The organism is Blautia sp. 210820-DFI.6.14, assembly GCF_020558815.1.
GTDB lineage: Bacteria > Bacillota > Clostridia > Lachnospirales > Lachnospiraceae > Blautia_A > Blautia_A obeum.
Map to the genome: position 1 here is coordinate 148,635 of NZ_JAJCKS010000002.1, position 17,123 is coordinate 165,757.

Here is a 17,123-nt window from a genome sequence, read left to right on the forward strand (position 1 = left end):
GAAAGCTGATGAATGAGTGATCTGATCACAGTGCAGGGAGTTGTGATCTCTGCTATGCCTGTGGGTGAATATGACAAAAGAATTGTACTTCTTACAAGAGAACGGGGAAAGATTTCGGCATTTGCAAAAGGTGCCCGACGTTTGAACAGTCCGTTTATGGCTGCGGCTGATCCGTTTGTATTTGGAAATTTTACATTGTATGAAGGTCGGACAAGTTACAATTTGAATCAGGTTTCGGTTACTCATCATTTTGTTGAACTTGCGACTATGCAACCAGGAGTTTATTACGGCTATTATTTCCTCGAACTGGCAGATTATTTCGGGCGAGAGGGGACGGACGAAAAAGAGATGATGAATCTTCTCTATGTAACTGTGAAGGCACTTCTGAATTCCCGGATGGATAATCGACTGATCCGTTGTATCTATGAGCTTCGTACGATGACAGAACAGGGCTTGTGTCCACAGTTATTTCAGTGTGCCGGATGTGGCTGCGAAATTACTGGTGAAGAGAGTTGTTTCTTCTCTCAGGAACTGCATGGGATCCTTTGTGAATCCTGTGCAAGGGGCAAAAGAGAAGCCCGACGGATTTCCCCTTCTGCATTATATGCCATGAGATACATAGCAACAGCTTCCCTAGGAAAATTATATACTTTCTGTGTTGATCCGGATGTACTTCTGGAACTGGAGCAGATCATTCATCTCTATACAGCAAGAAATACCGATAGAAAATTCAAAAGTCTCCAGATTCTGGAGGTTATGAAATAGCTTTTGGGGATAAGAATAATTTTATCAATTTAGTCTGCAAAAATAAAAAAGTTGAAATATCTCTGAAATGCGGTATAATGATGAGAAAACGTAACGAATTAAAACGAAGAGGAGAATTATCATGGAAAAGACAATGGAAAAAATTGTTGCCCTGGCCAAAGCCAGAGGATTTGTTTATCCAGGTTCCGAAATCTACGGCGGTCTGGCAAACACATGGGATTATGGTAATCTTGGTGTTGAACTGAAAAATAACGTAAAACGTGCGTGGTGGCAGAAATTTGTTCAGGAATCTCCGTACAATGTAGGTGTTGACTGTGCAATCTTGATGAATCCACAGACATGGGTTGCTTCCGGCCACCTTGGTGGATTTTCTGATCCGCTGATGGACTGTAAAGAATGTCATGAGCGTTTTCGTGCGGACAAACTGATCGAAGATTTTTGCGCCGAGCATGATATTGCAATCGAAGGAAGCGTAGATGCATGGTCTCAGGAACAGATGATGAATTTCATCAAAGAACATGAAGTTCCGTGTCCGTCCTGCGGCAAACATAATTTTACAGATATCCGTCAGTTTAACCTGATGTTCAAAACTTTCCAGGGTGTAACGGAAGACGCAAAAAATACAGTTTATTTAAGACCAGAAACAGCACAGGGTATCTTTGTAAACTTCAAAAATGTCCAGAGAACTTCCCGTAAAAAGATTCCATTTGGTATTGGACAGATTGGTAAATCTTTCCGTAATGAGATCACACCGGGTAATTTCACTTTCCGTACACGTGAATTTGAGCAGATGGAACTTGAATTCTTCTGTGAACCGGATACAGACCTTGAATGGTTCGCGTACTGGAAGAAATTCTGTCTTGACTGGCTGAGCTCTCTTGGTCTCAAGGATGATGAAGTACGTTATCGTGATCATGACAAAGAAGAACTGAGCTTCTACAGTAAAGCAACCACAGATGTAGAATTCCTTTTCCCATTTGGATGGGGCGAACTGTGGGGAATCGCAGACAGAACAGATTATGACCTGACTCAGCACCAGAATGTATCCGGACAGGATCTGACATACTTTGATGATGAGAAAAAGCAGAAATATATCCCATATGTAATTGAACCATCACTGGGTGCTGACCGTATGGTACTTGCATTCCTTTGCAGTGCATATGATGAAGAAGTTCTGGACGCAGAAAAGAATGATGTTCGTACAGTTCTTCATTTCCATCCGGTTCTGGCTCCGGTTAAGATTGGTGTGCTTCCTCTGTCAAAGAAGCTGAACGAGGGCGCTGAAAAGATTTTCCAGAAGCTCAGCAAGAAATATAACTGTGAATTTGATGACCGTGGAAATATCGGTAAACGTTACAGAAGACAGGATGAGATCGGTACACCGTTCTGCATCACATACGATTTTGAATCCGAAAACGACGGAGCTGTTACTGTCCGTGACCGTGACACCATGGAACAGGTTCGTGTGAAGATTGAAGAACTTGAGGCATATTTCGCTGATAAGTTTACATTCTAAGTAAATAAAGAGATATATAAATTCACCCGTATGATATATATGATACCGGCAAACAGGCTTCGGAAATCGTCATTTCTAAGATGGCAAACGACTCAGCGAAGCTATGCCGGGGATGACGCTGGCGGCGGCGGTTTTGTCCGCCGCCGCCAATCCACCGAAATCTATGCTGCATCAGAAACAGGAAATATATGTGTTGAGGATTCTGCGAGCCTGAGATACTTCGTGAATATACTTAACAGGTAGAAATATACGTTGCCGTGAGAAATGACATTGTTTGAGCGTAAGCGAGTTATGTCATTTCTCATGGCGTTTTTAGTATATTGATAGCTGTTCTAGTATATTAGAAGTCTCTCACATGAGGAGAATACCAACACATATATAGCCTGTTTCATGAAGTGAAGATGAGTGAAGTGAATATAAATGGGCAGAATTACAAGTTATATTCCGAGATACTTTGTCAAATATAAACATAATTTCTATAAATATAGATATTTATGAAACTTAAACAATACATATTGCACAAAATAACTTGACTAATCAAATAACTTTTGGTAATATTATACATTATATGTAATGCATAAATGCACAAAAGGAGATGACAGTATGGCAAAAAAACGTAATATCATTGTAGGACAGTCCGGAGGACCTACATCCGTAATAAATTCCAGTCTGGCAGGAGTATACAAGAACGCTATCGAACGTGGTTTCGACAAAGTATACGGCATGCTTCACGGAATCCAGGGCCTTCTGGATGAACAATATATCGATCTCTCTACACAGATTCATTCCGAGCTTGATATCGAATTGCTAAAACGTACTCCATCGGCATTTCTGGGATCATGTCGTTTCAAACTTCCGGAGATTCACGAAGATAAAGCAATTTATGAGAAAATCTTTGAAATCTTGAACCGCCTGGATATTGATGCGTTTATCTACATTGGCGGAAACGATTCTATGGATACCATAAAGAAACTTTCTGATTATGCGATTCTTACCGGCCAGAAGCAGAAATTCCTTGGTGTTCCAAAGACCATTGATAATGACCTTGCACTGACTGATCATACACCAGGTTTCGGAAGTGCAGCCAAATACATTGGCGCGTCTACCAAAGAAGTCATCCGTGATGCACAGGGCCTTACCTATAAGAAGAGTATGATCACGATCATGGAGATCATGGGACGTAATGCAGGATGGCTGACCGGTGCGACAGCACTTGCACGTACAGAAGACTGTGATGGACCAGATCTTATCTATCTGCCGGAAGTTCCGTTTGATATTGATAAATTCCTTGTCAAAGTCAAAGATCTCCTCAAGAAAAAATCCTCTGTTGTGATTGCAGTATCTGAAGGAATCCGTCTTGCAGATGAGCGTTATGTATGCGAACTTGGAAGTTCAGGAGATTATGTTGATGCATTTGGCCATAAACAGCTGGCCGGAACTGCAACTTATCTTGCAAATTTCCTTGCAGCAGAATGTGGCTGTAAGACAAGAGCTGTAGAGCTTTCTACGTTACAGAGAAGCGCTTCTCATATGGCATCCAGAGTAGATATTGATGAAGCATTTATGGTAGGCGGAGCAGCAGTAAAAGCAGCCGACGAAGGTGATACCGGCAAAATGATCGTTATTGACCGTGTTTCAGACGATCCTTATATGGCTAAGACCGGTATTTATGATGTACACCGTATAGCAAATGAAGAAAAAGTTGTTCCACGTAACTGGATGAATAAAGATGCCTCCTATGTAACAAAAGATTTTGTTGATTATATCAGTCCTCTGATTCAGGGAGATTATCAGCCAATCATGGTAAATGGTCTTCCGAGACATCTTGTACTTAATTTAAAAAAGAAACGATAAGTTAATATATGATTTGGGGAAAACTTACAAAGTTTTCCCCATTTTTTGACAGTTTAACCTTGACTATTTGTACTAAACTCTATACAATAATTATGTGCGTATAAAACATAGGTTTTATGTGAAAAGAACAAAATAATTAGGAGGAAAATGTAAAATGGCAAAATGGGTTTACATGTTTACAGAAGGTAACGCTAATATGAGAAACCTTCTGGGTGGTAAAGGTGCCAACCTTGCTGAAATGACTAACCTTGGTCTTCCTGTACCGCAGGGCTTCACAATCACAACAGAAGCTTGTACTCAGTACTATGAAGACGGAAGACAGATCAATGATGAGATCATGGCTCAGATCATGGAAGCAATCACTAAAATGGAAGGAGTTACCGGTAAGAAATTCGGTGACAAAGAAAATCCTCTGCTTGTTTCCGTTCGTTCTGGTGCCAGAGCTTCCATGCCTGGTATGATGGATACTATCCTGAACCTTGGTTTAAATGAAGAAGTAGTTAATACTCTTGCAGAAAAATCCAACAACCCACGTTGGGCTTGGGACTGCTACAGAAGATTCATTCAGATGTACTCTGACGTAGTTATGGAAGTTGGTAAGAAATATTTCGAAGAGCTGATCGACGAAATGAAAACTAAGAGAGGCGTTAAACAGGACGTTGAACTTACAGCTGAAGACCTTAAAGAACTTGCAGAACAGTTCAAAGCTGAATATAAAGAAAAAATCGGTGCTGATTTCCCAACTGATCCGAAGGAACAGTTAATGGGTGCTATCAAAGCCGTATTCCGTTCTTGGGACAACCCGCGTGCAAACGTTTATCGTCGTGACAACGATATTCCATATTCCTGGGGTACCGCTGTAAACGTACAGATGATGGCATTCGGTAACATGGGAGATGACTGTGGTACAGGTGTTGCCTTCACACGTGACCCTGCTACAGGAGCTAATGGTCTGTTCGGTGAATTCCTGACAAATGCTCAGGGTGAAGACGTTGTTGCTGGTGTTCGTACACCTATGCATATCACTGAAATGGAACAGAAATTCCCAGAAGCATTCGTACAGTTCAAACAGGTTTGCAAAACTCTGGAAGATCACTACAGAGATATGCAGGACATGGAGTTCACTGTAGAACATGGTAAACTGTACATGCTGCAGACACGTAATGGTAAGAGAACTGCTCAGGCTGCTCTGAAGATCGCTTGTGACCTTGTAGATGAGGGAATGAGAACAGAAGAAGAAGCTGTAGCAATGATCGATCCACGTAACCTTGACACTCTGCTTCATCCGCAGTTCGATGCAGCTGCTCTGAAAGCCGCTACACCGATGGGCAAAGGTCTTGGAGCTTCTCCAGGAGCTGCTTGCGGTAAGATCGTATTCACAGCTGATGATGCTGTTGAATGGGCAGAAAGAGGAGAAAAAGTTGTTCTGGTTCGTCTTGAGACATCTCCAGAAGATATCACAGGTATGAAATCTGCTCAGGGTATCCTGACAGTTCGTGGTGGTATGACTTCTCACGCTGCAGTAGTTGCCCGTGGTATGGGTGAGTGCTGTGTATCCGGATGCGGTGATATCGCTATGGATGAAGAAAACAAGAAATTCACACTGGCTGGAAAAGAATTCCACGAAGGAGACTTCATCTCCATCGATGGTACAACAGGTAACATCTACGACGGAATCATTCCGACTGTAGACGCTACAATCGCTGGTGAGTTCGGCCGTATCATGGCTTGGGCTGACAAATACAGAACTATGAAAGTTCGTACAAATGCAGATACACCGGCTGACGCTAAGAAAGCAGTTGAGCTTGGTGCAGAAGGTATCGGTCTTTGCCGTACAGAGCATATGTTCTTCGGTGAGGGACGTATCGATGCATTCCGTGAAATGATCTGCTCTACAACAGTTGAAGAAAGAGAAAAAGCTCTTGCAAAAGTTCTTCCATATCAGCAGGAAGACTTCGAAGGACTGTTTGAAGCTCTGGAAGGTAACCCGGTTACTATCCGTTTCCTGGATCCGCCGCTTCATGAGTTCGTTCCTACAGAAGAAGCTGACATCAAGAAACTTGCAGATGCTCAGGGCAAAACTGTTGAAGAAATCAAGACAATCATTGATTCTCTCCATGAATTCAACCCGATGATGGGCCATCGTGGATGCCGTCTTGCAGTTACTTATCCAGAAATTGCTAAGATGCAGACAACAGCTGTTATCCGTGCAGCAATCAAAGTTAAAAATGCTCATCCGGATTGGGCAATCAAACCGGAAATCATGATTCCGCTTGTTGGCGATATCAAAGAGCTTAAATATGTTAAGAAATTCGTAGTAGAAACTGCAGACGCTGAGATCAAAGCAGCTGGTTCCGACCTTCAGTATGAAGTTGGTACTATGATCGAGATCCCGAGAGCAGCTCTTACTGCTGATGAAATCGCTAAAGAAGCTGACTTCTTCTGCTTCGGTACAAACGACCTTACACAGATGACATATGGCTTCTCTCGTGATGATGCAGGTAAATTCCTGAACGCATACTATGATGCTAAGATCTTCGAGAATGATCCATTTGCTAAACTTGATCAGGTTGGCGTTGGCAAACTGATGAAGATGGCAATCGAACTTGGAAGACCGGTTAACCCGAACCTTCATGTAGGTATCTGTGGAGAACACGGTGGAGATCCGTCCTCTGTAGAGTTCTGCCATAAGATCGGTCTTAACTATGTATCCTGCTCACCATTCCGTGTACCGATCGCTCGTCTTGCAGCAGCACAGGCAGCAATCGCTGAGAAGAATGCATAAGTTGATGTTGTTATAAGGCAAACTAAAATAGCCTAATATTTGTGTCCCAACAGAGTAATACCTACCCTCACTTTACAGGAAACTGTATCGTGAGGGTTTTTTTTGTCGGTCTGTTCTGCTTATGGCTTGAAAAAGAAAATTCATACCTGTATAATGGCATATGGAAATTGATAGTATTAGAAATTTAGGGGGGAGTAGTTTTGAAAAATAACAAATATGAAATTGATATGTGCAACGGCACGATCATGGACAAACTGGTTTCATTTTCCTTGCCATTGATGCTTTCTGGAATCCTGCAGTTAATGTTCAATGCAGTGGATATCATCGTCGTCGGTCAGTTTACAGGAAGCGAAGCACTTGCGGCAGTTGGTTCAACGACTGCGCTGATTGCTGTTTTTACGAACTTATTTATTGGAATATCCCTTGGTGCCAATGTGCTTGCTGCACGTTTTTATGCTTCGGGAAAAAACAAAGAAATGTCGGAAACGGTACATACAGCCATTGCCCTGGCATTCGTAAGCGGTATGATCATGGCAGTTGTAGGACTTCTTTTTTCACGGCTTGCATTGGAAATCATGGGTACTCCGGATAATGTTATTGACCAGTCCACACTCTATATGCGAATTTATTTTCTGGGAATGCCATTTTTTATGCTTTATAACTATGGTGCAGCTATTTTGAGAGCAGTAGGAGATACGAAACGTCCGTTGATCTTTTTGATCATAGCTGGTCTTGCGAATGCAGGTCTGAATATGCTCCTTGTCGTTGTTTTTAACATGGGTGTAGCCGGAGTTGCTATCGGAACAATTGTTTCTCAGTGCATCTCCTGTATTCTGGTATTACGATGTCTTTACCGTTCAGAAGGAAGCTATCAGCTCAGATTCTCAAAACTCACGATAAAAAGCTTTTATCTGAAACAAATTTTTCAAGTGGGCATTCCGGCTGGTATTCAGAGTACCGTCATCAACCTGTCAAATGCTTTGTTGCAATCTTCTGTGAACTCTTTTGGTTCGATTGCAATGGCAGGATATACTGCAGCAAATAATATTTTTGGATTTCTGTATGTATCTGTAAACTCTGTTACACAATCCTGTATGAGCTTTACCAGTCAGAATTATGGAGTACGGAAAACAAAACGTATGGACAAAGTGCTTCTTGACTGTATTATCCTATCCTTTACATTTTCCTTTACATTGGGATGTGGAGCTTATTTTTTTGGTAATGAATTGTTGCGTCTGTATACCAGTGATCCGGACGTTATCCAGTGTGGGATTGAAATTCTTGCCTATACAACCGTACCGTATTTCTGTTGCGGAATCATGGATCTGATTCCCGGTGCACTTCGTGGAATGGGACATTCTGGTGTACCAATGATTTTGTCTATCATAGGTACCGTTGGAACACGAATCGTATGGATCTTTGGATTGTTTCCTCATAATAGATCCCTTTCTTTCCTTTTCATTTCATATCCTGTGTCCTGGATTCTGACAATCCTTATGCAGGTAATCTGTTTCTATTTTGTCAGACGCAAAGTTCACAGAAATATCCTGACACAGGGCTGAAGGGATGACTCGAGGAGATTATTATGAATTATATGATAGCAATCCTTCCCAAAATGGCAGGATTTCTTTTACTTGTACTTATCGGCTTTACCGCATCACGCATTGGTGTGATCAAAAAAGAGGCCATGCCATCTATTTCCGGTTTCCTTTTGAAGATTGTGTTGCCGGCATTGACAATTTCGCTGATCTGGGAAAATCAGACTACCTTTTATACAATGGCCCGTTATGGCAGAATGGTCATTGCACAGATTCTCATGTACTTCATCATGGCAGCAGGAGGTATCCTTGGAAGCCGAATCTGCCACTTAAGCGGAACAACATCTAATGTACACCGTGGTTGTTCTGTTGGCGGTAATTATGGATTTCTTGTGATTCCTCTGATCATGACTCTGTTCGGCGATCAGGGCGGTAATGTTTATATCCCGATTTGTTCGGTCATTGATACTACTTTGGTCTGGACTCTTGGATTTACATTATTTACGAATGGAGTAGGACAGAAAGAAAACCCGTGGAAAAAAATCATCATGAATCCGATTTTCATTTCTATCATACTTGGATTATGTCTGACCAGTTTTCACATTCCAGTTCCTGATATGATCATGAACACCATAGATTCTGTTGGAAACACCTGTTACAGCTGGGGACTGATTTATCTGGGATGCAGTCTTGGATTTATGAAGCTCACAAATATTTTTAAATACAGATCTATCCTTGTACTTGTGTTTACAAAGTTACTCGTGATTCCACTGATTGTTTATTTTATTTCCCATCATTTTCTCACAAATGTTGAAAGTATGATTCTTATGTTGATCAGTGCAGCTCCATCCATGACAACTTCCAGTATGATTGCGGAACAGTATCATCTGGATGAGGAATATGCTTCCACGGCAGTAGTAACAACAACTTTATTCTGTATGCTCATCATTCCATTACTTTTTGGTCTGATTTCACTTTAAAATAACGTTTCTTCAGGAGGATAGTGAGAATATATAAATGAAATTACGTGTTAAAGATATTGTAAAAATATGGAATAATGGTGCTGCTTCCCTGGTAGCAGGTCAGGAAGGACTCATGCGCAGGATAGAGGTATTTGATATGATGGAACAGCCTAATATCAAACCATGGCTCAGGGAACACCTGCTCCTGATCACTACCGGATATGTGATTCGAAATGACAAAGAAGCTCTGCTGAACCTGATCCGCGATATGAATGAGGTGAATGCATCTGCGCTTGCCATCAAAACCCGTTTTTTTGATGATTTTCCCAAAGAAGCACTTCAACTGGCGGATGAACTGAAGCTTCCGTTATTTTTTCTCGATAATAATGCTGGCTTTGTGGAACTTGTTTTTCCTGTCATGACAGCAATCGTAGAATCCAGAAGCAATATTGAACTGGATACTCGTTATCAGATTGGAAAAGAAAACAAATCAGAACTTGATAACAGACTATTCTTTGATCTTATCAACCGTAAAATTACACAGCCAGAGGAGGCAGAATATCGTACAGCCTCTTTACAATGGCCATCAGAACCAGTGCGTATGATTGCGCTGTCTCTGGAAACTGAGAAAAATTCTTTTCTTCTTGAAATGAAAAAAGAACAACAGACAAAAGCAATTTTCAGAATTCTTGAAAAAAATCATATACGAAATGCTGTAATATGTAGCAAAGAAATGTGCTTTGCGCTCATGGGAATATCCATAAATGATACACTCCTTGATACAATTGTAAATGATATGATTCAAAAAACTGTCGAAATTAATAATTGCGCATGTTCTGCAATTATCAGCAACCCTCTGTCAGATTATCTTAAACTGGCGGATACTTATCAAAAACTTAAAGAAGGTTTTCATATTCGCATGATCCGAAAGCAGCAGTGGCAGTGTATTTCCTTGGATGAACTTCAATATGATCGTATTATGCTGCATATATCTGAAGACACGGAAGTACACCAATTTATCAGGTGTAAGCTTGGCCCATTAGTGGAATATGACCGTGCACATGATACGCAGCTGCTCGAGACACTTGAAGCACTCATTCAGAATCATAATTCCCGCAAACTTGCTGCGGAATCCCTTTTTTTGCATAGAAATACTATGGTACATCGTATCAACAAGATCGAAGAAGTGTTGCATTGCAGCCTGGATGATACAGAAATAATGGAACAGCTGGAATTTGCTATAAAAATGAAAATGTATGCACATTAAAAACAAATGTGCATCGTGCACAATATTTTGCTGAAAAAAGTGATTTCAAGCCGATGATTTTATCAATGTAAAGTGATATTATCTTAAATCATGAATGTGAAGCCGATGTGGGCATTCCTACATCGGCTGATTTTGTATTCTGGCCCGCTGTTATCCAGAATATGAGCACATGAACTTTTTACGAATGGAGGAGATAATATGGCTAGTAACACAAACAAGGATTACACACAGATGCATATTAAAGCATCTGATCATCCAAAAGCGTATGCACCACATATTCTTATTTTGAACATCGTGATGAGCATACTTGGTGCAATTATCGGACTTGAACTGATCGTACGTACCGGTGTTGCACCAAACACATCTATCGTAGGAGCGTTATTTGCAATCGTTATTTCACGTTTACCTGTCGCATTTTTAAAGAAATACCAGAGTATCCACTGTCAGAACATGATTCAGACATCTATCTCAGGAGCAACATTTTCAGCAGCAAACTGCTTCCTGCTTCCAATCGGTGTTCCGGTAATCATGGGTAGAATGGATCTTATGTATCCTATGCTTGTTGGTGTATTTCTTGCAACCATCATTGATGCAACAATTCTTTATAAAACATTTGACAGCGAAATGTTTCCGGCAGAAGGAGCGTGGCCTCCTGGAGTTGCATCTGCAGAATCTATTCTCGCAGTTGTAGAAAAAGGAAAGAAAGCCCTTCTTCTTATTGTAGGTGTAGTTATTGGTGTCGGTGGTAAGATGATCGGTATTCCTACAGACCTTCTCGGCGTATCATGGTTCGGCGATTTCGCAGCTATGACAGCTCTTGGCGTAGGATCAATTGTAATCGGTATCATTAAGACAAATGGATTTATCATTGATATCTTCGGACACAGCTTCCCGGTCATTACAAATATCTTCGGCGAAGGTGTAGACTTAATGGCTTCAAACATGTTCAAATACATGCCTCACGGTATTATGATTGGTGCCGGCCTTGTATCCCTTATCCAGTGTGGCCGTATGCTTTTCAAGAAGAGTGACGGAGACAGTGCAGCTGGTAAATTTACATCCAGTATGGCAAACATGAAAAAAGCCTTAGGCGGTGGATATGTTGCATACCTGGTAGTAGCAGTCCTTCTGGCAGTGATCACAGGTATCTGGTCAGAAATGGGAGTTGTTCAGCTGGTCATCTGGGTGATCTTCTCAGCTTTTGCAGCAATTGCTTCCGAACTTATTGTGGGTATTTCTGCAATGTATTCAGGATGGTTCCCGGGATTTGCAACAGCACTTATTTTCCTTATCGTAGGTATGTTGATCGGATTCCCGTCACTTCCACTTGGAATTCTTGTTGCTTATACTTCCGCAACAGGTCCTGCTTTCTCTGATATGGCATATGACCTCAAATGTGGTTACATCCTTCGTGGATGCGGACAAGATCAGGAACTTGAGCTTGAAGGAAGAAAACAGCAGTATATCAGCGAGATCATTGGCTTTATAGTAGCATTTATACTCGTAGCTATTATGGCAAAACAGTACTTCTCCCAGGGCCTTTTTGCCCCAGTTGATGCTACTTTTGCAGCTACGATTGAAGCAGGTGCCGGCGGAGATGTTGCCAAATGGCTGCTTATCTGGGCTATTCCGGGTGCAATTATCCAGTTCCTTGGCGGTTCCAGACAGGTTGGTATCCTTTTTGCAACTGGTCTTCTTGTTGGATCCACTATCAACGGTCTGACAATCCTGATCGCTTTACTTATTCGTTATATTCTTGTTAAGAAGAACAAAGAAAACGAGCAGACACTCAATATTCTGGGTGCTGGTTCCCTTGCCGGAGCTGCTCTGTACAGTTTCTTTACAGCTACACTATCACTTGGCAAAAAGAAATAATATTTTAAGAATGGTATTTTAATATATTTATTGCAGGAGATGAGTATTAAAATGAAAACTAAAGGAATTCGTCTTACAAAAGATGTTCTTGATGCTGCACTTGCCGGGGGTACAATCCTCGGCGGCGGTGGCGGCGGTGATCCGAAAAAAGGCAGAAAATATGCAGAGATTGCAGTTGATTATACAGACCTTCGTCTGATCACAATCGATGATCTGGATGAAGATGATGTACTGTTAACCGCCTCTCTGGTCGGTGCCCCGAATGCAGCGAATCAGTATATGACACCAAAGGATATCGCTAAAACAGTTGAAATTCTTCAGAAAAACTGTGATTTTCATATTGGCGGCATCATCACAAATGAGCAGGGTGGAGAAGCTACTGTAAATGGCTGGCTTCAGGCTGCCGTTACAGGACTTCCGGTTGTGGACGCACCGTGTAACGGACGTGCACATCCGACAGGAGTAATGGGAAGTATGAATCTTCACAAAATTCCTGATTATACCACCGTTCAGGCATGTGTCGGCGGCAATCCGGATACCGGAAATCATATTGAATGTTTCTTTGAAGGAAATATCGATCATACTTCTAAAATGGTGCGTCTTGCATCTATCGAAGCTGGTGGTCTGGTTGCGGTAGCAAGAAATCCGGTCAAAGTATCCTATGCCAGACAAAATTGTGCCATTGGTGGTGTCAGCTTTGCAATTGAAACAGGAAAAGCATTCTTAAAAGGACTTGAAACTTCCGTAGAAGAGGGTGTAAACAGTCTCTGTACTTTCCTGAATGGACGCATACTTGCCAGAGGTCCGGTACAGAATTTCTCAATTGAGACAACTGGAGGTTTTGATGTAGGTTATGCAACCGTAGACGGCTGTGATATGACTTTCTGGAATGAATACGCAACTGTAGAAAAAGATGGTGAACGACTTGCTACTTTCCCTGACCTTATCATGACGATCAACGCAAAAACAGGTGAACCTGTAACAACAGCCATGATGGAAGAGGGCCTTGATGTCTACGTGATCACCACAGACAAGAAGAATCTGAAACTTTCGCCGACCATGTATGCGCCGGAATTGCTGAAAGCAACAGAAGATGTAATCAAAAAAGACTTAATCAGTTATTTGGATAAGTAATCAGGAGGAAATAATAACATGTTAATGAAACAGATCATTGATGCTTACGAAGTACTTGACAGTTCATTCGTAACAGGAGAAGCAGTAAAAGAATATCTTCTCGGAATTAAAGAGGATGCCAACGTTGAGGTTTATGAACTGGTTGGACCTAAGGGAAGCACAGATATGCTTAAAGTTCGTATTCCTGGCAAAAATGGTAAAACAAACGGTGGAGATGCTCCAACAATCGGTCTTCTTGGAAGACTTGGTGGAATCGGTGCACGTCCGGAACGTATCGGATTCGTATCAGATGGTGACGGTGCTCTCTGTGCAGTAGCTCTTGCAGCAAAGCTGCTTGATATGCAGAACAAGGGAGATTATCTTGACGGTGATGTATTTATCTCAACACATATCTGCCCACATGCTCCGACAGCCCCTCATGATCCGGTTCCATTCATGGGATCTCCAGTTGAAATGGCACAGGTAAATAAAGAAGAAGTTTCTCCTGACCTGGATGCACTGCTTGTTGTAGACACAACGAAAGGAAACCGTGTAATCAATACAAGAGGATTTGCGATTTCTCCTACAGTAAAAGAAGGATATGTATTAAGAACTTCTGAAGATCTTCTTGATCTGATGCAGATCACTACAGGACGCCTTCCATATGTATTCCCTCTGGCAACACAGGATATCACGCCATATGGAAATGATGTTCATCATCTGAATAGTATCCTGCAGCCATGTACAGCAACAGATGCACCGGTTGTAGGTGTTGCGATCACAGCAGAAACTATGGTTCCTGGATGTGCTACAGGAGCAACTCATGCTGCTGATGTTGAAGAGGCTGCAAGATTTATGTTGGAAGTTGCCAAAGCATATGGAAGAAAGCAGTGCAGCTTCTATGATACAGATGAATATGCACGTCTTCAGAAATTGTATGGAAGCATGAAACATCTTCAGACTCTCGGAAATGAATAATAAGGGGGATTTCACATGAAAATAGGAGCAATTACGATTGGACAGGCACCACGTACAGATGTGACCGCAGATATCTTACATATCTTTGATGATTCACTGGAACTTGTTCAGGCCGGCGGTCTCGACGGTCTCACAAAAGAACAGATTGCAGAATTTGCTCCAGGCAAGGATGATTATGTTCTGGTATCCAGATTAACAGACGGAAGTTCTGTAACATTTGCAGAGCGTCATATTCTGCCAAGACTTCAAGACGCAATTAACCGTATGGAAGATGAGGGATGCAGTCTTATTATGATGTTCTGTACAGGCAGTTTTCCTGAAACACTTTCTACCAGAAAAATCCCTATGATATATCCATGTGAACTACTGAACCGTCTTGTTCCGCTAATGACCAAAAAATCCGATATTATCTGTATGACACCATCACCACTTCAGACTGAACAGTGTGAAAACAAATGGAAAAAATATGTGGATCATGTCAAAGCAGTTTCCGCTTCACCATATGGTGAATGGGATGCTCTTGAAAAAGCAGCAGAAGAAATTAAGAATTCTGAAGCAGATCTGATCGTTCTTGACTGCATTGGATATACACAGGAAATGAAGAAGATGTTTGCAGAAAAGACAGGTAAAAAGGTTGTTCTTCCACGAACCCTTCTTGCCAGAGTTGTTTCTGAACTTACAGATATCTGAATTAGCAGCTTTTATATAAAGGCAATATTTCACCGGGCATTTCGCAGGGTACTTCATAAGTCCGGCGAAATGTCCGAAATTATTTTTATGAAAAGAGGAAATCAACAATGGAGAATTTAGTGAAAATTGCAGAAGATGTTTTGACTTCCTGTCTTGCAGTGAAAACAGGAGAAGAAGTGCTGATCATCACAGATGACAGCCGTAAGGAGATTGGTGAAGCTATTTATGAAGCAGCTGGAAATCTTGGCTGCGAAAAACTGCTTATGGTAATGAAAGAACGCGAAGTAAGCGGGCAGGAACCGCCCAAAGCAATTGCAGCAGCTATGAAAACAGCTGATGTCGTGATCGTTCCGACTGCACAGTCTCTGACACATACGAATGCCCGTATTGAAGCAGCCAAAGCAGGTACTCGTGTGGCTACTATGCCTGGTATCACAAAAGAAATGTTTTCACGCGGTGCAATGACTGCTGATTACAATGAAGTAGAAAAATTAACTGCAAAAGTAACAGAAATGCTGACCAGAGCATCCCGTGCCCGCATTGAAAAAGACGGTTATGTGTTAAACATCAATATTAGTGGAAGAAATGGTGTTCCAAGCCCTGGTGTATACAGAGAAGCTGGAAAGTGCGGAAACCTTCCTTCAGGTGAAGCCTATATTGCACCGCTCGAAGACGGTTCTGATGGAGAAATGATCATTGACGGTTCCATGGTAGGCATTGGTAAGCTTGAAAGTCCGCTTCACATGACGATTTCCGGCGGAAAACTACGTTCCGTAACAGGAGAGAAGAGCGAAAATCTTGATATTCTCCTGAAAAATGAAATCAACGGAACAGTCTGTGAACTTGGAATCGGAACAAATGAAGCTGCAATTCTGAACGGTATCATCCTTGAAGATGAAAAAGTATATGGAACTGTTCATATCGCCTTTGGTACCAACACTTCTTTTGGTGGAACAAACAAAGCAGAATGCCATATGGATGGAATCATCCTGCGTCCGACTTTATATCTGGATGATACAAAAGTAATCGAAAACGGAGTTTTTCTTATCTGATTTACTTCAGACAGATAAAAATATGACAGGAGGAACTGATATGAATAAAAAGTTTAAAGTTGGTCTGATCCGTGTACTCACAACCGAAGATGAAGAAGTGCTTCAGTCACATGGAAAACAGATCATGGAATATTTTCCTGAACTGGAGGTAGTAACCAAATGCATTCCGGATCAGTATGAAGGAATACACAGCCCTGAGCTCGGTGAAATTGCCCTTCCCAAAATTGTTGAAACAGCACGTTCCTTTACGGATGTAGATATGATCATCGTAAGCTGTGCAGATGATCCGGGTGTTGCAGAAATCCGTAAAGTTCTCCCGGACATTCCTGTTACCGGCGGCGGTGAGACAACTGTAGCACTGGCTCTCAAATACGGAAGCAGGATAGGTGTACTTGGAATTACAGACTATGCACCTCAGGCATACATGAGAATGATCCCTGATCAGATGATTCTCGGCAGACCAGAAGGTGTACACAGCACACTGGATCTGATGACTCCGGAAGGAAAAGCAAGTGTACTGAAACTGGGTATGAAATTAAAAGAACAGGGTGCAGAAGTAATTGCTCTTGCCTGCACCGGACTTGCAACAATCGGCATTGCCAAAGATCTTGAAAAAGAGACTGGACTTCCAGTTATTGACCCGGTTATGGCAGAAGGTATGTTTGCTTATTTTGAATATCTCAGAAAAAAATAATATAGCTCAGACTTATAATAACCGGCCATATGCT

Annotated in this window: 13 protein-coding genes; all 13 read left to right on the forward strand. The window is 41.7% G+C overall.

Annotated features, from left to right (window positions below; translation table 11 throughout):
* Positions 1-12: 12 nt before the first annotated feature.
* The 13 genes from recO to LI112_RS03315 all read left to right on the forward strand — a co-directional run bounded on the left by recO (position 13) and on the right by LI112_RS03315 (position 17,089).
* The gene (gene recO, locus LI112_RS03255; RefSeq protein WP_005424457.1) at positions 13-765 is read left to right on the forward strand and encodes a DNA repair protein RecO; all 753 of its coding nucleotides are present in this window, start codon (positions 13-15) and stop codon (positions 763-765) included.
* A gap of 121 nt (positions 766-886) precedes the next feature.
* Positions 887-2,281: a glycine--tRNA ligase gene (locus LI112_RS03260; protein WP_005424458.1), complete on the forward strand. Its 1,395-nt coding sequence runs from the start codon at positions 887-889 to the stop codon at positions 2,279-2,281.
* 603 nt (positions 2,282-2,884) lie between these two features.
* Positions 2,885-4,135 (forward strand): 6-phosphofructokinase, encoded by a 1,251-nt coding sequence (locus LI112_RS03265; protein WP_173903893.1) that lies wholly within the window; start codon positions 2,885-2,887, stop codon positions 4,133-4,135.
* A gap of 154 nt (positions 4,136-4,289) precedes the next feature.
* The gene (gene ppdK / locus LI112_RS03270) at positions 4,290-6,920 is read left to right on the forward strand and encodes a pyruvate, phosphate dikinase (RefSeq protein ID WP_144368719.1); all 2,631 of its coding nucleotides are present in this window, start codon (positions 4,290-4,292) and stop codon (positions 6,918-6,920) included.
* 227 nt (positions 6,921-7,147) lie between these two features.
* The gene (locus tag LI112_RS03275; protein ID WP_173903963.1) at positions 7,148-8,482 is read left to right on the forward strand and encodes an MATE family efflux transporter; all 1,335 of its coding nucleotides are present in this window, start codon (positions 7,148-7,150) and stop codon (positions 8,480-8,482) included.
* A 23-nt stretch (positions 8,483-8,505) separates the two neighbouring features.
* Positions 8,506-9,438 (forward strand): AEC family transporter, encoded by a 933-nt coding sequence (locus tag LI112_RS03280; RefSeq protein ID WP_173903892.1) that lies wholly within the window; start codon positions 8,506-8,508, stop codon positions 9,436-9,438.
* Positions 9,439-9,475: 37 nt separating this feature from the next.
* Entirely contained in the window at positions 9,476-10,687 is a 1,212-nt protein-coding gene (locus LI112_RS03285; protein WP_227190230.1) for a PucR family transcriptional regulator, read from the forward strand.
* A gap of 198 nt (positions 10,688-10,885) precedes the next feature.
* A complete protein-coding gene (locus tag LI112_RS03290; protein WP_022388783.1) occupies positions 10,886-12,562 on the forward strand; it encodes an OPT/YSL family transporter in 1,677 nt (558 codons plus the stop codon).
* Positions 12,563-12,613: 51 nt separating this feature from the next.
* Entirely contained in the window at positions 12,614-13,696 is a 1,083-nt protein-coding gene (locus LI112_RS03295) for a DUF917 family protein (protein ID WP_117592658.1), read from the forward strand.
* Between the two features lie 18 nt (positions 13,697-13,714).
* Positions 13,715-14,653: a DUF1177 domain-containing protein gene (locus tag LI112_RS03300; protein ID WP_118392920.1), complete on the forward strand. Its 939-nt coding sequence runs from the start codon at positions 13,715-13,717 to the stop codon at positions 14,651-14,653.
* 15 nt (positions 14,654-14,668) lie between these two features.
* Complete coding sequence (locus tag LI112_RS03305) at positions 14,669-15,343, forward strand: AroM family protein (protein WP_005424470.1); 675 nt, start codon at positions 14,669-14,671, stop codon at positions 15,341-15,343.
* A 107-nt stretch (positions 15,344-15,450) separates the two neighbouring features.
* Positions 15,451-16,395, forward strand: a complete 945-nt coding sequence (locus LI112_RS03310) for an aminopeptidase (RefSeq protein ID WP_173903888.1) — start codon at positions 15,451-15,453, stop codon at positions 16,393-16,395.
* A gap of 40 nt (positions 16,396-16,435) precedes the next feature.
* Positions 16,436-17,089: an aspartate/glutamate racemase family protein gene (locus LI112_RS03315; RefSeq protein WP_154648330.1), complete on the forward strand. Its 654-nt coding sequence runs from the start codon at positions 16,436-16,438 to the stop codon at positions 17,087-17,089.
* Positions 17,090-17,123: the final 34 nt, after the last annotated feature.